The sequence below is a fragment of the Pseudomonas capeferrum genome (assembly GCF_000731675.1).
GTDB classification, from domain to species: domain Bacteria; phylum Pseudomonadota; class Gammaproteobacteria; order Pseudomonadales; family Pseudomonadaceae; genus Aquipseudomonas; species Aquipseudomonas capeferrum.
In genome coordinates this window covers 778,721-796,846 of the sequence record NZ_JMIT01000003.1, presented here as the reverse complement: position 1 = coordinate 796,846, position 18,126 = coordinate 778,721, and the positions used below count along the sequence as shown (strand labels likewise).

At 61.5% G+C, this 18,126-nt stretch carries 17 protein-coding genes and 1 pseudogene; 7 read left to right on the top strand and 11 right to left on the bottom strand.

Annotated elements, in window-relative coordinates; all coding sequences use genetic code 11:
• Positions 1-129 precede the first annotated feature (129 nt).
• Positions 130-1,890 (top strand): cation:proton antiporter, encoded by a 1,761-nt coding sequence (locus tag PC358_RS21230; RefSeq protein WP_033702409.1) that lies wholly within the window; start codon positions 130-132, stop codon positions 1,888-1,890.
• Between the two features lie 101 nt (positions 1,891-1,991).
• Here the strand turns inward: PC358_RS21230 and PC358_RS21225 are convergent, their stop codons facing one another.
• The 5 genes from PC358_RS21225 to zwf form a co-directional block, all read right to left on the bottom strand.
• On the bottom strand, positions 1,992-2,399 hold the full coding sequence (locus PC358_RS21225) for an SMI1/KNR4 family protein (protein ID WP_033702408.1): 408 nt from the start codon (positions 2,397-2,399) through the stop codon (positions 1,992-1,994).
• Positions 2,400-2,513: 114 nt separating this feature from the next.
• Complete coding sequence (locus PC358_RS21220; protein ID WP_033702407.1) at positions 2,514-3,368, bottom strand: Tim44 domain-containing protein; 855 nt, start codon at positions 3,366-3,368, stop codon at positions 2,514-2,516.
• A 149-nt stretch (positions 3,369-3,517) separates the two neighbouring features.
• Positions 3,518-5,701 carry a DNA helicase II gene (gene uvrD, locus PC358_RS21215; RefSeq protein WP_033702406.1) on the bottom strand — a complete coding sequence of 728 codons (2,184 nt, stop codon included), beginning with the start codon at positions 5,699-5,701 and terminating at the stop codon, positions 3,518-3,520.
• 107 nt (positions 5,702-5,808) lie between these two features.
• A complete protein-coding gene (locus PC358_RS21210; protein ID WP_033702405.1) occupies positions 5,809-6,126 on the bottom strand; it encodes a hypothetical protein in 318 nt (105 codons plus the stop codon).
• Positions 6,127-6,214: 88 nt separating this feature from the next.
• Entirely contained in the window at positions 6,215-7,657 is a 1,443-nt protein-coding gene (gene zwf / locus PC358_RS21205) for a glucose-6-phosphate dehydrogenase (protein WP_033702404.1), read from the bottom strand.
• Between the two features lie 103 nt (positions 7,658-7,760).
• Between zwf and hexR the strand changes: the two genes are divergently transcribed.
• Together hexR and PC358_RS28180 are read left to right on the top strand one after the other, a co-directional pair.
• Positions 7,761-8,627 carry a transcriptional regulator HexR gene (gene hexR / locus PC358_RS21200; RefSeq protein ID WP_027592102.1) on the top strand — a complete coding sequence of 289 codons (867 nt, stop codon included), beginning with the start codon at positions 7,761-7,763 and terminating at the stop codon, positions 8,625-8,627.
• Between the two features lie 132 nt (positions 8,628-8,759).
• Positions 8,760-8,978, top strand: coding sequence for a PA3496 family putative envelope integrity protein (locus PC358_RS28180; RefSeq protein ID WP_077068708.1), 219 nt, complete (start codon positions 8,760-8,762; stop codon positions 8,976-8,978).
• Here PC358_RS28180 and PC358_RS21195 read toward each other — a convergent pair.
• Complete coding sequence (locus PC358_RS21195) at positions 8,920-9,882, bottom strand: LysR family transcriptional regulator (RefSeq protein ID WP_033702403.1); 963 nt, start codon at positions 9,880-9,882, stop codon at positions 8,920-8,922. The genes PC358_RS28180 and PC358_RS21195 overlap by 59 nt on opposite strands.
• Before the next feature lie 189 nt (positions 9,883-10,071).
• Here PC358_RS21195 and PC358_RS21190 point away from each other — a divergent pair, with 189 nt between their 5' ends.
• The 3 genes and pseudogenes from PC358_RS21190 to PC358_RS28175 form a co-directional block, all read left to right on the top strand.
• Positions 10,072-11,487: an acetyl-CoA carboxylase biotin carboxylase subunit gene (locus PC358_RS21190; RefSeq protein ID WP_033702402.1), complete on the top strand. Its 1,416-nt coding sequence runs from the start codon at positions 10,072-10,074 to the stop codon at positions 11,485-11,487.
• Positions 11,488-11,584: 97 nt separating this feature from the next.
• Entirely contained in the window at positions 11,585-13,393 is a 1,809-nt protein-coding gene (gene oadA / locus PC358_RS21185; protein ID WP_033702401.1) for a sodium-extruding oxaloacetate decarboxylase subunit alpha, read from the top strand.
• Positions 13,394-13,533: 140 nt separating this feature from the next.
• Positions 13,534-13,635: pseudogene (locus PC358_RS28175) on the top strand (transcriptional regulator); the annotation flags it as partial.
• Positions 13,636-13,638: 3 nt separating this feature from the next.
• On the opposite strand, the gene PC358_RS21180 reads toward PC358_RS28175, so the two are convergent.
• Both PC358_RS21180 and PC358_RS21175 read right to left on the bottom strand, forming a co-directional pair.
• Positions 13,639-14,460, bottom strand: a complete 822-nt coding sequence (locus tag PC358_RS21180) for an amino acid ABC transporter permease (RefSeq protein WP_033702400.1) — start codon at positions 14,458-14,460, stop codon at positions 13,639-13,641.
• On the bottom strand, positions 14,457-15,278 hold the full coding sequence (locus PC358_RS21175; RefSeq protein WP_033702399.1) for an ABC transporter substrate-binding protein: 822 nt from the start codon (positions 15,276-15,278) through the stop codon (positions 14,457-14,459). The genes PC358_RS21180 and PC358_RS21175 overlap by 4 nt, the downstream gene beginning before the upstream one ends.
• Positions 15,279-15,383: 105 nt before the next feature.
• On the opposite strand from PC358_RS21175, the gene PC358_RS21170 reads away from it, so the two are divergent.
• On the top strand, positions 15,384-16,283 hold the full coding sequence (locus tag PC358_RS21170; RefSeq protein WP_033702398.1) for a homocysteine S-methyltransferase family protein: 900 nt from the start codon (positions 15,384-15,386) through the stop codon (positions 16,281-16,283).
• Here PC358_RS21170 and PC358_RS21165 read toward each other — a convergent pair whose 3' ends face one another.
• Genes PC358_RS21165 through PC358_RS21155 form a run of 3 tightly spaced genes read right to left on the bottom strand, consistent with a single transcriptional unit; the run spans position 16,284 to position 18,050 of the window.
• The gene (locus PC358_RS21165; protein WP_033702396.1) at positions 16,284-16,955 is read right to left on the bottom strand and encodes a GNAT family N-acetyltransferase; all 672 of its coding nucleotides are present in this window, start codon (positions 16,953-16,955) and stop codon (positions 16,284-16,286) included. It abuts the gene before it with no gap.
• Between the two features lie 7 nt (positions 16,956-16,962).
• Positions 16,963-17,409, bottom strand: coding sequence for a GNAT family N-acetyltransferase (locus PC358_RS21160; RefSeq protein ID WP_033702394.1), 447 nt, complete (start codon positions 17,407-17,409; stop codon positions 16,963-16,965).
• A gap of 11 nt (positions 17,410-17,420) precedes the next feature.
• Positions 17,421-18,050, bottom strand: a complete 630-nt coding sequence (locus PC358_RS21155) for an FMN-binding negative transcriptional regulator (protein ID WP_033702393.1) — start codon at positions 18,048-18,050, stop codon at positions 17,421-17,423.
• Between the last annotated feature and the right edge of the window lie 76 nt (positions 18,051-18,126).

Below are 18,126 nucleotides of genomic sequence, written 5' to 3'. Positions count from 1 at the left end.
ATGTTAACCTGAGTACGCCCATGCAACATGGGCTTTCCTGCATTCAATACAGTATGTACTTGCTGCTCGCTCGGTTTGCCTTGGCAGAGGAGCGGTCTGCCCGGGCATCGAGAAAAGGAGTATCGCGCCATGCATGCCATCAGCTTCATCCAGGACCTGGCAGTGATCATGCTGGTAGCCGGGGTGGTCACGATTATTTTCCACCGGCTCAAGCAGCCCGTGGTGCTGGGCTACATCGTCGCCGGCTTCATCATCGGCCCGCACACTCCGCCATTTGGCCTGATCCACGACGAAGACACCATCAAGACCCTGGCCGAGCTGGGGGTGATCTTCCTGATGTTCTGCCTGGGCCTTGAGTTCAGCCTGCGCAAGCTGTTCAAGGTCGGTGCCACGGCGTTTATCGCGGCGTTCCTGGAAATCGTGCTGATGATCTGGATCGGTTTCGAGATCGGTCGCTGGTTTGGCTGGAACACCATGGACGCGTTGTTCCTCGGCGCCATCCTGGCCATCTCCTCGACGACCATCATCGTCAAGGCACTCAACGACCTGAAGATGAAGAACGAGCGCTTCGCCCAGCTGATTTTCGGCGTGCTGATCGTCGAGGACATTCTGGGTATCGGCATCATCGCCTTGCTGTCGGGCATCGCCGTCAGCGGCACAGTCAGCTCTGGCGAGGTGTTTTCCACGGTCGGCAAACTGTCGCTGTTCATGATCGTCGCGCTGGTCATCGGCATTTTGCTGGTGCCGCGTTTGCTGGCATATGTGGCGAAATTCGAAAGCAACGAGATGTTGCTGATCACCGTGTTGGGCCTGTGTTTCGGTTTCTGCCTGCTGGTGGTGAAGCTGGAATACAGCATGGTCCTTGGTGCCTTCCTGATTGGCGCGATCATGGCCGAGTCGCGTCAACTGCTGAAGATCGAACGGCTGATCGAACCGGTACGCGATCTGTTCAGCGCCATCTTCTTTGTCGCCATCGGCCTGATGATCGACCCTCAAGTACTGATCGACTACGCCTGGCCGATCGTGGTCATCACCGTGGCGGTAGTGCTGGGCAAGATGTTGTCCTGTGGCATGGGAGCGTTTATCGCCGGTAATGACGGCCGCACTTCGCTGCGGGTAGGCATGGGGCTTTCCCAGATTGGCGAGTTCTCTTTCATCATCGCTGCGCTGGGCATGACGCTGCAGGTAACCAGCGATTTCCTCTACCCGGTGGCCGTGGCGGTTTCGGCAATCACCACGCTGCTGACGCCTTACCTGATCCGTGCGGCCGACCCGCTCTCGCTGAAACTTGGCAAGGTGGTGCCCAGCCGTCTGGCGCGTGTGCTGTCGCTGTATGGCGAGTGGTTGCGCAACATCCAGCCGCAGGGCGAGGGTGCCGTGCTTGCGGCGATGATCCGGCGCATCCTGTTGCAGGTTGGCGTCAACCTGGCGCTGGTGATCGCCATCTTCTTCAGCGGGGGCTACTTTGCCGGGCGCATTGGCAATTGGCTCAGCGAGTGGGTCGCCGATGTCAGCCAGCAAAAGGCGATGATCTGGGGCGCGGCGTTGCTGCTGTCGCTGCCCTTCCTGATTGCGGCGTATCGCAAGCTCAAGGCGCTGTCGATGCTGCTGGCGGAAATGGGCGTTAAGCCTGAAATGGCGGGGCGCCATACCCAGCGAGTGCGGCGGGTGATCGCCGAGGTGATCCCGCTGCTGTCGTTGCTGGTGATCTTCCTGCTGCTGTCGGCGCTATCGGCCAGCATCCTGCCCACCAGTGAACTGCTGCTGGTGATTGCGGTAGTGGCGGCGGTGGTGGTGGCGTTGCTGTGGCGTTGGTTCATCCGCGTGCATACCCGCATGCAGATTGCCTTGCTGGAGACGCTGGAGAACAGCCGCGAGAATACGCATTGAGGCAGCAAGGCTCACTGCGCAAGATTTCACCGTCGCCCGAGGGGATGGAGCGGTAGCGATGTCGCCAGGCGTAGAAAGCCTGGCGACTTGTAGGCGCGCGATCAGCTTTCCAGCCACACGTCCCGCGCCCAGTGCCACACCGATTCCCAGCTGTCTTCACCCACGATCTCGTCTTCGGCATCCCACAGCACAACCGTGCCGTCTTCCTCGACGCAGTAATAGTTATCACCGTCCTGGCAAATCGGGATCAGGTCGCGTGGCACGCCAGCATCCCAGGCATTGGATGCAACGTCCGGCAGGTAGGTATGCGATTGCGGGTCGGTGATCGTGACCGGTTCGAGCGAGCCGTAGACCACATCACTGACGGTCAGCAGGAACTCCTTGAACACAAAGGGAATGTTGATGAACAGCTGTTCTTCGACTTCCACCAGCTGATCTTCATCGGGAAGCTCCAAGGGCACCGGTACCGGCTCATTGGCTTCACGGAGTTGTTCGATCACTTCTTCCACGGTTCACTTCCTCTGACCTTGATGACAACGCTGCGCGTTATACCCTAGTAGGCCGCTGTGGCAAAAGCAAAAACCCCGGGACAGAGCCCGGGGTTTTTGTACAACGCGTGTCGGTTAACCGTTTTGACGGATACCGGCGACCAGCCAAGGCTGGTTCTCGCCCTGGGCGCGAACCATGTGCCAGCTTTCGCTGAACACTTCGCCCTGGTCGAAGCGCGAGGTCTTCGACACGCCACGGAAGGTCAGGGTGGCGTCGGTACGGTCGGCGCGATCATCGACACCATCCAGCTGTACTTCGAGGTTGTCGATGTAGGTAGCCTGGAAGCCATCACCCAACTCGGCGCGCTCGCGCTTGAGGAACTCGAGCATCTGCGGCGTGACGAACTCGGCGATCTTGTCCATCTCGTTGGCATCCCAGTGCTGCTGCAGCGACTGGAAGTGGCTTTGCGCGGCGGCCAGGAAGCTTTGCTCATTGAACCAGGCCGGCGCTTTGATCACCGGAGCGGCTGCGGCAGCAGGTGCGGCCGAACCACCGAAGACCGACGGCTGGGCAGGCTGGCCGTGAGCTTCACGCTGGAACGGCGCATGGCCAGGTGCGGCCATTTGCGGCTGCTGCTGGCGGCGACGCGCGGCAATGAAGCGGAACACCAGAAACGCGATCAGGCCCATGATCAGGAAGTCCATGATCTGCATGCCTTGGAAGCCGTCCCCCATGAACATGGAGGCCAGCAGGCCACCGGCGGCGAGGCCGGCCAGTGGGCCCAGCCAGCGCGAAGCACCGCTGGCGGCGGCCGGCGCACGGCCAGGTGCGGTCGGCGCGGCGGCAGGCGTGGTTGGCGTGGCCTGGCGGGTCTGGTGAATAGGCGCGGAGCCCGAGCTCTTGCCGCCGCCGAAACGCTTGGCGCTGGCGTCCAGGCTCAGCGTCAAGCCGACGCAGAGCGCCAGAGCGATGCTAAGAAAACGTTGCATAAGTGGGATATCCCCTGTTGTGGATTGCACGCGCGTCATGGTGCACAGGTTCCCGGGCACATGACCAGCGACATAATGTTTCGAGCTTTTGCCTGAATGTTACAAGCGTGCCTGTAACCGCCTGTACGCGGGGCTGCCCGCGTACAGCCTCAGATGGCCTCCAGCTTGGCATACCCCAGCATCAGCCACTTGCTGCCTTCGGCAAAGTTCACCTGTACCCGTGCCTGGGCGCCAGAGCCCTCGAAGTTGAGTATCACCCCCTCGCCAAACACCGCATGTTGCACGCGCTGGCCGAGGTTGAAGGCGGTCTGCGGAATATTGGCATTGGCGAACAGGTTGCTGGTGGCGACCTTCGCGCCGCCGAACGGGCGGCTGACACTGTTGGACAAGCGCACTTCCTGAACCAGACCTGGCGGAATCTCGCGTACGAAACGCGACACTTTATTGTAGGTCTCGCTGCCATACAGGCGACGTGTTTCGGCATAGGTCATGACCAGCTGGCGCATGGCACGGGTAATGCCCACATAGGCCAGGCGGCGTTCCTCTTCCAGGCGGCCAGGCTCTTCCAGGCTCATCTTGTGCGGGAACAGCCCTTCTTCCATGCCCACCAGGAACACATAGGGGAATTCCAGGCCTTTGGCGCTGTGCAAGGTCATCAGCTGGATGCTGTCTTCATGTTCATCGGCCTGGGCGTCGCCCGCTTCGAGCGAGGCGTGGCCGAGGAAGGCCGAGAGCGGCGAGAGGTCGGCGTCTTCGTCGCCGGCCTCGAAGTTGCGCGCTGCGCTGACCAGTTCCTCAAGGTTTTCCACCCGTGCCTGGCCCTTTTCACCCTTTTCTTCCTGGTGATAGTTGATCAGGCCGGACTGTTCGATGGTGGTCTGGGTCATGGTATGCAGCGGCATGTCCACGACCTTGGTGGCCAACCCCTCGATCAGTTCTATGAAGGCACCCAACGCACTGGCAGCACGGCCCTTGAGGGCCTTGGCGGCGAGCAGCTGGCACATGGCTTCCCACATCGACAGCTGGCTGTGGCGGGCGTGATCGCGAATGGCTTCGACGGTTTTTTCGCCGATACCGCGCGGCGGCACGTTGATTACCCGCTCCAGCGCCGCATCGTTGCCACGGCCTTCGAGCAGGCGCAGGTAGGCCATGGCGTTCTTGATTTCGGCACGTTCGAAGAAGCGCTGGCCGCCATAGATGCGGTAGGGGATGCGTTCGCGCAACAGGGCTTCTTCCAGCACCCGCGACTGGGCGTTGGAACGATACAGAATAGCGATTTCGTTGCGCGCATTGCCTTGCTTGACCAGGCTCTCGATGGTTTCTACCACATAGCGCGCTTCATCGTGTTCGTTGTAGGCCGCGTACAGGGTCAGCGGCTCGCCTTCGCCCATGTCGGTCCACAGTTCTTTGCCCAGGCGCCCGCTGTTGTTGGCGATCAGGGCGTTGGCCGCCTTGAGGATGCCGCCGGTGGAGCGGTAGTTCTGCTCCAGGCGGATCATTTCGGCGTCTGGGAAGTCGGCCGTGTACTGGTGGATGTTCTCGATCTTGGCGCCGCGCCAGCCATAGATCGACTGGTCATCGTCGCCCACCGCCATCAGGCTCTGGCCGCCGCGCGCGAGCAGGCGCAACCAGGCGTACTGCACGGCGTTGGTGTCCTGGAACTCATCCACCAGCACATGGCTGAAGCGGCGCTGATAGTGCTCCAGCAGCCCGGGGTGATCGCGCCACAGGTCGAGGGCGCGCAGCAGCAGTTCGGAGAAGTCGATGACCCCAGCGCGTTCGCAGGCCTGTTCGTAGGCGGTATAGACATCGCGCATGGTCGACAGGAACAGGTCACCGCCGGCCTGGATATGCTGAGGGCGCAAGCCTTCGTCTTTCTGGCCGTTGATGAACCATTGAGCCTGGCGTGCCGGCCACTTTTGTTCATCCAGGCCGAGCTCGCGCATCACCCGCTTGACCAGGCGCTGTTGGTCGTCGCTGTCGAGAATTTGGAAGTTCTGCACCAGCCGGGCTTCCTGCCAGTGAGCCCGCAGCAAGCGATGGGCCAGGCCGTGGAACGTGCCCACCCACATGCCGGCCGGGTTTATCCCCAGCAACTGCTCGATGCGCTGGCGCATTTCTGCCGCAGCCTTGTTGGTGAAGGTCACCGACAAGATCGAATGCGGCGAGGCCTGCTCGACCTGGATCAGCCAGGCGATGCGGTGCACCAGCACGCGGGTTTTACCGGAACCGGCGCCGGCAAGCACCAGTTGACGCCCGAGCGAGGCGGCTACGGCCTGGCGTTGGGCGTCATTGAGGGAGTTCAGCAGGAGGGAGAGGTCGTCTGTGCGCATCCGGCCATTCTAGGGGCAGGCTGGTTACGGGGCAAACGCCTACTGTATGAGTTTCCACCTTTACGTGCTGTCGCTCATCCGGATTGGCCTACAGCACCCTGCCAGACTCAGTTGAGTGCTACCCGGTGGCCGATCTCGACCATTTGCGAACCTTCGGCGTGAATGATCTCCAGCCGCTTCCACGAAGTCCCGCCTTCGCGCCTGAAGAATACCGGCTTCTGGGTCAGGACCTGCAGGTTGATGCCCCCCTTGTCCTCCAGTTTCAGCTGAAGCACTTCCCAGCCACCTTTGTGGCGAATCTTGGGCGCCACCAGAACCGGTTCGATGCCTGGGTGAGCAACGGTCACTGTTCCCTGAACTTCGAAGCAGACCGGTTCGCCTGGTACTTCGCTGTTGTACGCATAAAGGTTTTCGATTTTGCTCATGATGGATCCCTTTGCAGTTTGAGGTGTGCGCCAGCAGGCGCAGCGCTACTGTCTCTGCTCCAAAGGGGTAATGGGATCGGGCAGGCTTTCAGCCATGCCAATGGCTGCCGTGCCTGGCCAGCAGGCTGTTGGCCTGCTCCGGCCCGTTACTCCCGGCGGCGTAATGGCGCGGGGCCTGAAAGTGCTCTTCCCAGCCTTTGATGATCGGGTCTATCCAGGCCCAGGCCGCTTCGACTTCATCGCGGCGCATGAACAGCGTCGAATCACCTTCCAGCACGTCCAGCAGCAGGCGCTCATAGGCTTCCCAGCGGCGGGTCTGGCCGAATACCTGGGCCAGGTTCAGGTCCAGGTCGACCGGCTCCAGGCGCATGCCCTTGCCTGGGCTCTTGGTCATCATGCGCAGGCTGATGCGCTCTTGCGGCTGTAGCTGAATCAGCAGCTGGTTGACCTGGCCGCCGTTGAACAGCTCATGCGGCACGGGCTTGAACTGAATGACGATCTGCGACGAGCGGCGCGCCATGCGCTTGCCGGTGCGCAGGTAGAACGGCACCCCGGCCCAGCGCCAGTTATCGACGTGAGCGTGCACGGCCACGAAGGTTTCGGTGTCGCTGTCGTTGTCCACGTCCTTCTCGAAATAGTAAGCGGGTACTTCCTGGCCGCCGATGTGCCCGGCACCGTACTGCCCGCGCACGGTCTTGTCCTGCACGTCCTGGCCGCAGATCGGCTTGAGCGCCCGCAGAATCTTCACTTTCTCGTCGCGCACGGCCTCGGCCTCGAACTGCGCCGGCGGCTCCATGGCCACCAGGCACAGCAACTGCAGCAGGTGGTTCTGCAGCATGTCGCGGGTCGCGCCGGCGCGGTCGTAGTAGCCGCCGCGGTTCTCAACACCCAGGGTTTCGCAGACGCTGATCTGTACGTGGTCGACCTGGCTGTTGCGCCATACCGGCTCCAGCAGGGCGTTGGCGAAGCGCAGGGCCATCAGGTTCTGCACCGTCTCCTTGCCCAGGTAGTGGTCGATACGGAACACCTGGGCTTCTTCGAACACCGCTCCGATCGCCTCGTTGATGGCTGTGGCGGACGCCAGGGAATGGCCGATCGGCTTTTCCAGCACGATACGGGCTTCGGGGTCGGCCAGGCCGGCGATGCGCAGGTGGTTGGCGATGGGCACGAACAGGTTGGGGGCGGTGGCCAGGTAGAAGATGCGGGTCAGCCCGCCGGGCTCGCCGAGGTAGCGAGCCAGTCGGCCGAAATCGGCACTCTGCGAGGCGTCCATGGGGAAGTAGTCGAGCCGGGCGGAGAACCGTTGCCAGACCTCTTCGTCGAAGTCGTTGCGCGCGATCTGCGCCCGGCAGTGGCGCTCGGCGAGCTTCAGGTAGTCGTTACGTGGCAGGTTGCGCCGCGCCAGGGCGATGATCCGCACCGCGTTGTTCAGACGAGCCTCGCGAAACAGGTGATAGAGCGCCGGGAGCAATTTGTGCAAGGCCAGATCGCCGGTGCCACCGAAGACCAGAATGTCGCAAGGAATAGTCAAACCACCACTCTCCACGTTCGTTTAACTGGGCGGGTTGGCGCCCATGTAGTATAACTACAAGAAAGCTACATCCCGGCCAGCCGATCATAACCGAGTCCAGCCCGTGAATCTGTTGCAACATATCGCCCAATCGCGCCACCTGCTGCGCAAATCGGAACTGAAAGTAGCCGACCACGTGCTGCTAGACCCGGCTGCCGTCATGCACAGCTCGATGGCCGACCTGGCGCACAACGTGGGTATCAGTGAACCGACCATCGTACGTTTCTGCCGGGCGATTGGCTGTTCAGGCTTTCAGGACCTCAAGCTGAAACTCGCGCAAAGCCTGGCCGCCGGGGCCAGCTTTGGGCAGTTCGCGATCCATGAAGACGACTCGGTAGCCGATTACAGCCTGAAGATCTTCGACACTACCTTGCATACGCTGATGGAGGTGCGCGAGCACCTCGATCCACAAGCGCTGCAGCAGGCCGTGAGCGCCATGGCCCAGGCGCAGCGGGTAGAGTTTTATGGCTTTGGCGCATCGGGCGCGGTGGCTGCCGATGCCCAGCACAAGTTCTTCCGCCTGCTGCTCAGCGCGGCGGCCTATTCCGACCCGCACATGCAGGCCATGTCGGCGGTCACCTTGAAGCCGGGCGACGTGGCGGTGTGCATCTCCCAGTCGGGCCGTTCCAAAGACCTGCTGATTACCGCCAACCTGGTGCGTGAGAGTGGCGCCAACCTGATTACCCTGTGCCCGAGCGCCACCCCCTTGGCCGAGCTTTCGACCGTCAACCTGGCCATCGATGTGCATGAAGACACCGAAATCTATACGCCGCTGACCTCGCGTATCGCCCACCTGGTGGTGATCGATGTGCTGGCCATGGGTGTTGCCATGGCGCGTGGACCGAGCCTGGTCAACCACCTCAAGAGCGTGAAGCGCAGCTTGCGCAGCCTGCGCCTATCGCCCAAGTCAATCAAAGCCACCGACGATTGACTTGCGGCGCCTGCGCGGGCCTCATCGCCTGCGCAGGCAAGCAAAATTCACCATTTTGTAACCGCCCTGGCGCAAAACCGTAAACTCCCGAAGCCAGTCTGAAACTCCCGCATCCTAACTGGGAGACAGGCAATGGCTCGTGACTTCGACGGTACGTACCAACCCAACGCCAAGGCTCGCAAGCAGCAGGAAAAGGATCAGCGCCGGATGGAGTATCGCCGCGCTATCGAAAGCTACTGCGACCAGCGTCAATTGCTTCGTGACTTGGTTGACTACCCTGAGCTGCAAGCGCTCACGGTGTGGCAGACTTCGGCAGCATCTTCCCCGAAAAACGCTCAACAATCGCGCTGATCAGCACCCGTTCGCTGCGGATGAACGCCAAGAATGCCAGGGCCACCGGCGACTGCCGCTTGGCCTTGGCCTGTACCACGCACCAACTGCGGTACAGCGGCAGTTCCTCCACCGGCAACTCTTTGAGCACGCCCGCGGCCAGCTCCATGTTCAAGGCATGGCGGGTCAGCAGGGCAATGCCCAAGCCGGCGATCACGCATTCGCGCTGGGCATCTGCCGATGCCACTTCGAGGGTCTGGGTGAAGTGCACGCGTTTGTCCTTGAAGTATTCCTCACAAGCCTTGCGCGTACCCGAACCTTGTTCGCGGACCAGCAGCGTATGAGGCTCAAGGTCTTGCAGGCGCAGGTGGTCGAGCTTGCACAGCGGATGATCCGGCGGGGCCACGGCGACGATCGGATTGTTCAGAAACGGCAGGAATTCCAGCCCCATGTCCTGCGGCACCATCGACATGATGATCAAATCGTCACGGTTGTCCGAAAGGCGTCGGATCGCCTGGGCGCGGTTGACCACCGTGAGCGTCAGGTTGACCTCCGGGTGGCGCTGCTTGAAGGCGGCGAACAGGTGTGGCACGAAGTACTTGGCACTGGACTCGATCGCCAGTTTCAACTGCCCTTGCAGTGAGCCCTGCATGTCCGACAGTTGCATGTCGAGGCTTTCCAGGCGGCCAAAGATATCCCGGCTGGCACGTTGCAGGGCTTCGGCTGCCTCGGTCAGGTAAAGCTTCTTGCCGACGTACTCGAACAGCGGCTGGCCGATAAGCTCTTCGAGCTGGCGAATCTGTAGACTAACGGCGGGTTGCGTGAGCGCCATTTCCTCGGCTGCACGGCTGTAGGAGCGTAAATCGCACACCTCATTGAAGATCTGCAATTGACGCAAAGTCATACGCATCAAGGACTTACGCATTTTTGTCGCGGCTCCGGCAAAACCTTGTTACGGCACTATAAGCTTTTGCTAATACTGCCCCTAACAAATATTGATTTTTGTTTATCGACCTACAGCGCTAGGGTGAATGTGCGACTGGCCAGCAACGTCTGGTCACGCGCCGACCGGTAGAACCGGCTCGACTGTTCCTACGGCTTTGGGAAGACTCCAGTGATAAAAAAAATCCTGATCGCCAACCGAGGTGAAATCGCAGTCCGCATCGTGCGTGCCTGCGCCGAGATGGGCATACGCTCGGTAGCGATCTATTCCGACGCCGACCGTCATGCGCTGCACGTCAAGCGCGCTGACGAGGCCCACAGCATCGGAGCCGAGCCACTGGCCGGTTACCTGAACCCGCGCAAGCTGGTGAACCTCGCTGTCGAAACCGGTTGTGATGCCCTGCACCCAGGTTACGGTTTCTTGTCGGAAAACGCTGAACTGGCAGAGATCTGCGCCGAGCGCGGGATCAAGTTCATCGGCCCGGCTGCCGAAGTCATTCGCCGCATGGGCGACAAGACCGAAGCGCGCCGCGCCATGATCAAGGCCGGCGTACCGGTCACACCGGGCACCGAAGGCAACGTTGCCGATATCCATGAAGCCCTGAGCGAAGGTGACCGCATCGGCTATCCGGTGATGCTCAAGGCCACTTCCGGCGGTGGCGGCCGCGGCATTCGCCGTTGCAACAGCCGTGAAGAACTGGAACAGAACTTCCCCCGCGTGATCTCCGAGGCCACCAAGGCTTTTGGCTCTGCGGAAGTGTTTCTGGAAAAGTGCATCGTCAACCCCAAGCACATCGAGGCGCAGATCCTGGGTGACAGCTTTGGCAGCGTGGTGCACCTGTTCGAGCGCGATTGCTCGATCCAGCGCCGCAACCAGAAGCTCATCGAGATTGCCCCGAGCCCTCAGCTGACTCCCGAGCAGCGCGCCTACATCGGCGACCTCGCGGTGCGTGCAGCCAAGGCCGTGAATTACGAAAACGCCGGTACCGTGGAGTTCTTGCTCGCCGATGGCGAGGTGTACTTCATGGAGATGAACACCCGGGTGCAGGTGGAACACACCATCACCGAAGAAATCACCGGCCTGGACATCGTTCGCGAGCAGATCCGCATCGCTTCGGGCCTGCCGCTGTCGGTCAAGCAGGAAGACATCCAGCACCGCGGCTACGCGCTGCAGTTCCGTATCAACGCTGAAGACCCGAAGAACAACTTCCTGCCCAGCTTCGGCAAGATCACCCGCTATTACGCACCCGGCGGCCCAGGCGTGCGCACCGACACGGCGATCTACACCGGCTATACCATTCCGCCCTTCTATGACTCCATGTGCCTGAAGCTGGTGGTCTGGGCGTTGACCTGGGAAGAAGCCATGGACCGCGGCCTGCGGGCCCTGGACGACATGCGCGTGCAGGGGGTGAAGACCACTGCTGCGTATTACCAGGAAATCCTGCGCAACCCGGAATTCCGTAGCGGCCAGTTCAACACCAGCTTCGTCGAAAGCCACCCTGAACTGACCAACTACTCGATCAAGCGCAAACCCGAAGAGCTGGCCCTGGCCATCGCCGCCGCCATCGCCGCCCACGCAGGCCTATGAATTCAGCTGCAAGCTGTAAGCGGCAAGCTACAAGTAAAAGCAGACCAGCTTTTCTTGGCGCTTGTAGCTTGAAGCTTGCCGCTATGAGGAGATAACAATGTCCAAGAAAATTCACGTAACCGACACGATCCTGCGCGACGCCCACCAGTCCCTGCTGGCCACCCGCATGCGTACCGAAGACATGCTGCCGATCTGCGACAAGCTCGACAAGGTCGGCTACTGGTCGCTGGAAGTCTGGGGTGGCGCCACCTTCGATGCCTGCGTGCGCTTCCTCAAGGAAGACCCGTGGGAGCGCCTGCGCAAACTGCGCGCCGCACTGCCCAACACCCGCCTGCAAATGCTGTTGCGCGGCCAGAACCTGCTGGGCTACCGCCACTACAGCGATGACGTGGTCAAGGCCTTTGTCGCCAAGGCTGCGGTCAACGGCATCGACGTCTTCCGTGTTTTCGACGCGATGAACGATGTGCGTAACCTGCGCGTGGCCATTGAAGCGGTCAAGGCCGCCGGCAAGCACGCCCAGGGCACCATCGCCTACACCACCAGCCCGGTGCACACCATCGAAGCCTTCGTTAACCAGGCCAAGCAGATGGAAGCCATGGGTTGCGACTCGGTGGCGATCAAGGACATGGCCGGCCTGCTGACCCCCTATGCCACGGGCGAGCTGGTCAAGGCGCTGAAAGCCGAGCAGTCGCTGCCGGTGTTCATCCACTCCCACGACACCGCTGGCCTGGCTGCCATGTGCCAGCTCAAGGCCGTGGAAAACGGCGCCGATCATATCGATACGGCAATCTCCAGCTTCGCCTGGGGCACCAGCCACCCGGGCACCGAGTCGATGGTCGCCGCGCTCAAGGGCAGCGAGTTCGACACCGGCCTGGACCTGGAACTGCTGCAGGAAATCGGCCTGTACTTCTACGCCGTGCGCAAGAAGTACCACCAGTTCGAAAGCGAATTCACAGCGGTGGATACCCGAGTACAGGTCAACCAGGTACCGGGCGGCATGATTTCCAACCTGGCCAACCAGCTCAAGGAGCAGGGCGCCCTCAACCGCATGAACGAAGTGCTGGCGGAAATCCCGCGCGTGCGTGAAGACCTCGGCTTCCCACCGCTGGTAACCCCGACCTCGCAGATCGTCGGCACCCAGGCGTTCTTCAACGTGTTGGCCGGCGAGCGCTACAAGACCATCACCAACGAGGTGAAGCTGTACCTGCAAGGCGGTTATGGCAAGGCCCCAGGCGTGGTCAACGAACAACTGCGCCGCCAGGCGATCGGCAGCGAAGAAGTAATCGACGTGCGCCCGGCCGACCTGCTCAAGCCAGAAATGACCAAGCTGCGTGGCGACATCGGCGCCTTGGCCCGCTGCGAAGAAGACGTGTTGACCTTCGCCATGTTCCCGGACATCGGGCGCAAGTTCCTTGAGGAACGCGAAGCCGGCACCCTGACCCCGGAAGCCCTCTTGCCGATCCCTGAAGCCGGGGCCATCGCCGCACCCGGCGGCGAAGGCGTACCGACCGAGTTCGTCATCGACGTGCACGGCGAAACCTATCGCGTCGACATCACCGGTGTGGGCGTCAAGGCAGAGGGCAAGCGTCACTTCTACCTGTCGATCGACGGCATGCCGGAAGAAGTGGTGTTCGAGCCGCTCAACGAGTTCGTCGGCGGTGGCGGCAGCAAGCGCAAGCAAGCCACCGACCCAGGCCACGTCAGCACCACCATGCCAGGCAACATCGTCGATGTACTGGTCAAGGAAGGTGACATGGTCAAGGCCGGCCAGGCCGTGCTGATCACCGAAGCCATGAAGATGGAGACCGAAGTGCAGGCGGCCATCGCCGGCAAGGTCGTGGCCATCCACGTGGCCAAGGGCGACCGTGTGACGCCGGGCGAGATCCTGATCGAGATCGAAGGTTGATGGAAACCTTCGTTTAACTAGCGGTTTACCTCTGGGGAGCGGATGCTCCCCTTTTTTATGCATTAGATTGCATATTATTGAAGATAATTGTCAAAAATGTGCATTTTAATGCATATTTTTAGCGTTCAGAACGACTGAACGAACGGGGCGAGGGGAACCCTACCCTCAAATCAATGAATGCGGTACTTCGCCCGTTCGGCTTGCAGATAGGTGTGGTCAGGCGCCAGCGTCAGATCACCTGACCCTCACTGCTGATAGCCCTTGCCAAAGTGCCTTTCCAGCTTGGCCTGCACCAGCTCCAGCAGAATCGACAGCACCCAGTAGATCACCGCTGCAGTCGTCAGCATCTCCAGGTAGCGGTAGCTGGAGCGGCCGTAGGACTGGGCCAGGAACATCACTTCCCACACGCCCATCACCGAAATCAGCGATGAATCCTTGAGCATCGAAATGAACTGGTTCGCGCTCGGCGGGATGATGGTGCGCATGGCCTGGGGCAGGGTGACGTGCCAGAAGATCTGCGCTGGGCCAAGGCCCAGGGCCATTGCCGCCTGACGTTGCCCAGGCGCCACACCGAGGATGCCGGCGCGGAAAATTTCGCTGAGGTAGGCGCCATAGTTCAGCGACAGGGCAATGATGCCGGCGCTGATGGCCCCAGGGACCACGCCCAGCTGCGGCAGGCCCAGGTAGATCAGCAGGATCTGGATCAGCAGTGGCGTGCCACGGAAAAACGACGTGTAGAAGCTGGCGATGCCCAACAGCACCGCGCTGCTCGACAGCCGTGCCAGCGCGGCGGCGAAGCCCAGTGCCACGGAAACCACTATCGAGCACAGGCACAGGAACAGGGTCAGTGCCGCGCCTTGCAAAAAGCCATTCGGCCCCAGCTTGAACCCCGCCAGATACGGGAATTTTTCGACAATGATCGAAAACTTCAAGTCAAAGCTGAGGAAGAACGCCGCAAACAGCACAAACAACCCGACCCAGGTCAGATACAGGCGTGTGCGAAAGCCGAACAGTTGTGTGCCCGACGCTTTGACGGCGGGACGCGGGGCAGGTTGTTGAGCACTCATTTACTGATATCGGCGCCGATCCATTTCTGTGACAGCTTGGCCAAGGTGCCATCGGCCTTCAGCTCGGCGAATACCTGACGCAGCTTGGCATCCCACTCGGGGTCGCCTTTTTCAATCGCCACCGAATTGGGTTCTTCGTACAGCGGCGCACCGGCCAATTTGAAGCGCTTGTCCTGATCCAGGCGCGGCTGGGCGGTGACCAGGTTGGTCAGGATGGCATCCAGGCGCACACCTGCGCCCAGGCCCAGGTCCTGGAAGGCGACGTTGTCAGTGTCATAAGGGGCGATCTGCACCCTCTCGAAGGGATAGTCGATCTTCTTGTCCTCATCACCCTCGATGACCAGGTTCTTGTTCAAGTAGCTCTCGTAGCTCGAGGCGCTGGTCAGGCCGACCTTCAGGCCGTCCAGGTCTTTGGCCGAATGGATGCGTTCGTCCTTGGCGTTGACCACGATCACCGCAGGCGAGGCGTAGTACTCCACCGGGAAATCAAACACCTCGGCGCGCGCCTTGCTTGGGGTCATGGAGCACACACAAAGGTCATAACGGCCGCTCCAGCGCCCTGCGGCAATCACATCCCAGGAGGGTGTTTCCAGGCGCAGCTTGACGCCCAGCTTGTCGGCGACGGCCTTGGCCACATCCACGTCGAAACCATCCAGCTGGTTCTGATCGTTCAGAAACGAGAACGGCGGATAGCTTTCCATCAGCACGTTGACCATTTCCTTGCGCGCTTGCACTCGGTCCAGCGTGGCACCTGCGAAGGCCTGAGTGGTGGCACACAGGGCGATGAGGCCGGTGCCGAGCAAGGGAAGCAAGCGCATGGAGGTACCTGAAAAAGTTGTTGGACAATCCGTGTCGGGTATTTAATAGTTATAACAAGTTACACACTAATGAATTTTATTTATAAACATATAAGTGATAGGCATATGGGCGAACAATCGCTGGTAATTCTGGATGGCGGTATGGGGCGAGAGCTGCAGCGTCGTGGTGCGCCGTTCCGGCAGCCCGAATGGTCAGCGTTGGCCTTGAGCGAAGCACCTGAAGCGGTGGTGGCGGTGCATGCGGCGTATATCGAGGCCGGGGCGCAGGTCATCACCAGCAACAGCTATGCGGTTGTGCCGTTCCATATTGGGGAAGCGCGCTTCGCCCAGGAAGGGCGTGCATTGGCCGCAACGGCAGGGCAACTGGCCCGTGCCGCAGCCGATGCGGCTGCTGTACCTGTTCGTGTTGCCGGGTCGTTGCCGCCGCTGTTCGGCTCTTACCGCCCGGACCTGTATCAGCCGGAGCGGGTCAGCGAAGTACTGACACCGCTACTGGCAGGGCTGGCGCCTTATGTGGACCTGTGGTTGGCCGAAACCCAGAGCTCGATTGAAGAAGTGCGGGCCATCAGCTCGCACCTGCCGCAGGACGGCAGGCCGTTCTGGGTGTCGTTCACCCTTGAAGATGAAGGCGTCGTGGACGTGCCGCGCCTGCGCTCCGGGCAGACCGTTGCCGCGGCAGCCGAAGCGATTGCCGAGCTGGGCGTCAGCGCGTTGTTGTTCAACTGCAGCCAGCCCGAAGTGATCGGTGCTGCGCTGGATGTTGCGCGCCAGGCCTTCGAGCGCTTGGGCGTGGACATCGCCATTGGCGCTTACGCCAATGCCTTCCCCCCGCAACCCAAGGACGCCACCGCCAACGATGGCCTGGATGAGCTGCGCGAAGACCTCGACCCGCCGGGTTATCTGAGCTGGGCCAGCAGCTGGCGCCAACGCGGTGCCAGCCTGCTCGGCGGTTGCTGTGGTATCGGCCCGGAGCACATTGCAGAACTCAGGGCCAAGCTGGCCTGATCACGCGTTGCGGCAAGCTTCCAGCGTCCTGGCTTGCCCTTCAGGGCGTTGGTTGTCGGCACTCAACCAGCGCTCGAACCCCGCCGCTACCGTTGGCCACTCGTCATCGGTGATCGAGTACCACGCGGTATCCCGGTTGTGGTCCTTGACCACCAGGTGCTTGCGGAACACCCCCTCATAGACAAAGCCGAACCGCTGCGCCGCGCGCTTGGAGCGGGCATTGGCGTTGTTGCACTTCCACTCGAGCCTGCGGTTGCCCAGCTCGAAACCCAGCTTGCCCAGCAGGTATACCGCTTCGGTCCCCTTTGGCGTGCGCTGCATGGCGGCGCCGAAGGCGATGTGGCCGATCTCGATGCGGCCATGGTCGGGCACGATCGACATCAGGCTGAGAATGCCTTGGGCCTGGCCGGTTGGGCGGTCGATAACGGTGTAGAACAACGGATCAAGGCTGGCGGCATGGCCTTGCAGCCAACGGTCGAAGGCGCCGCGTTCGGGGAATGGGCCATAGGGCAGGTAATCCCACAGGGCCGGGTCGGCTTGCGGGCCTTGCAAGACGTTCCACAGGTCGTCGCCGTGACGTGCCGGGTCGAGTTTTTCAAGGCGGATGAAGCGGCCCTCGATGGTGTCTGCCGTGGGTGCCTTGGCGGGTTTCCAGTTCAGTGCGTCGGTCATGTCGTGCCTACAACCCTTTGCGGAATTGAATGAAGCCCGGCCGCTCGGCAACCTGCTGGTACAGGCTGATGGCGGTGGCGTTGGTTTCGTGGGTCAGCCAGTGCACCTTGGCACAGCCGGCCGCCTTGGCGGTGGCGTAGACATGCTCGATCAGCTGGCGACCGATGCCCAGGCCGCGTTGCGTGCCATCCACATAGAGGTCCTGCAGGTAGCATGAGTTCTCGATGCTCCAGTTGGAACGATGGTAGATCCAGTTGACCATCCCCACTGCCTTGCCATCGACCCAGGCCAGGGCAGAGTGGGTCGGCTCGTGGCTGTCCAGCAGGCGCTGCCAGGTGCTGGTGCTGACCGCTTCGGGCAATTCGGTCTCATAGAAGCGCAGGTAAGCCTGCCACAGGTCAAGCCAGGCGGGATGGTCGTTGGCGCTCACGGGGCGCAGAGTGACGCTGGGCATGGGCTTTTCCTTCAGAGTTGGCGCATGTGCGCTGCAAGTTGGTTGTCCTGGTAGTCGGCACTGTCGCCGAGGCTTTGACGCACCCCGGCGATGTCCTCGGCCGAACGGTTCTGGCTGAGCTTGCGGGCCCCTTGCAGGCGCGTGATCGGCAGGCGAATGCCGACAATGGCGCGGAGCATGCCTTCAAGGTAGTCGCTGGGGGCGTCGGACACTTTCCAGGGTTCGCTGCGGCCGTGCTCATGGCGCTCGGTCAGGCGGCTGACGATCTGCAGCAGCGGCTCGGCCTCGTGGATGACTTCGACTGGGCCATAGGCGTGCACCGCCAGGTAGTTCCAGGTGGGGACCACCTTGGGGTTGTCGGCCTTGCTGGGGTAATAGCTCGGGCTGACATAGGCGTCGGCACCGGGGAACACCAGCAGCGCTTCAGCGCCTTGCTGCAGGTCTTGCCACTGAACGTTGGCCCGGGCCAGGTGCGCGTAGACCGTGCCAAACTCGCCTTGCTGGGTGTCGACCAGGACGGGCAGGTGGGTCGCCTGCAAGCCGTGTTCACCGTGGCTGATGAGGACGGCGAGGCGCGTATCGGCCATGTGCCGGTGCAGGCGTGCTAGGTCATGTTCCTGGTGGGGCTTGCTGTTGTACATGGCGGGTTCCTTGTCGAATGGCTCCATCCTAGGCAGGCTATTGGTTCTGTGTAAGATCCATTTATGGCTGATTTGA

Bases quoted from the DNA above. Each gene is read 5' to 3' on its own strand.
- PC358_RS21230 (WP_033702409.1), top strand. From the start codon at position 130: ATGCATGCCATCAGCTTCATCCAGGACCTGGCAGTGATCATGCTGGTA.
- PC358_RS21220 (WP_033702407.1), bottom strand. From the start codon at position 3,368: ATGCAACGTTTTCTTAGCATCGCTCTGGCGCTCTGCGTCGGCTTGACG.
- uvrD (WP_033702406.1), bottom strand. From the start codon at position 5,701: ATGCGCACAGACGACCTCTCCCTCCTGCTGAACTCCCTCAATGACGCC.
- PC358_RS21210 (WP_033702405.1), bottom strand. From the start codon at position 6,126: ATGAGCAAAATCGAAAACCTTTATGCGTACAACAGCGAAGTACCAGGC.
- PC358_RS28180 (WP_077068708.1), top strand. From the start codon at position 8,760: ATGGCTCGTGACTTCGACGGTACGTACCAACCCAACGCCAAGGCTCGC.
- PC358_RS21195 (WP_033702403.1), bottom strand. From the start codon at position 9,882: ATGCGTAAGTCCTTGATGCGTATGACTTTGCGTCAATTGCAGATCTTC.
- oadA (WP_033702401.1), top strand. From the start codon at position 11,585: ATGTCCAAGAAAATTCACGTAACCGACACGATCCTGCGCGACGCCCAC.
- PC358_RS21180 (WP_033702400.1), bottom strand. From the start codon at position 14,460: ATGAGTGCTCAACAACCTGCCCCGCGTCCCGCCGTCAAAGCGTCGGGC.
- PC358_RS21175 (WP_033702399.1), bottom strand. From the start codon at position 15,278: ATGCGCTTGCTTCCCTTGCTCGGCACCGGCCTCATCGCCCTGTGTGCC.
- PC358_RS21170 (WP_033702398.1), top strand. From the start codon at position 15,384: ATGGGCGAACAATCGCTGGTAATTCTGGATGGCGGTATGGGGCGAGAG.
- PC358_RS21165 (WP_033702396.1), bottom strand. From the start codon at position 16,955: ATGACCGACGCACTGAACTGGAAACCCGCCAAGGCACCCACGGCAGAC.
- PC358_RS21160 (WP_033702394.1), bottom strand. From the start codon at position 17,409: ATGCCCAGCGTCACTCTGCGCCCCGTGAGCGCCAACGACCATCCCGCC.
- PC358_RS21155 (WP_033702393.1), bottom strand. From the start codon at position 18,050: ATGTACAACAGCAAGCCCCACCAGGAACATGACCTAGCACGCCTGCAC.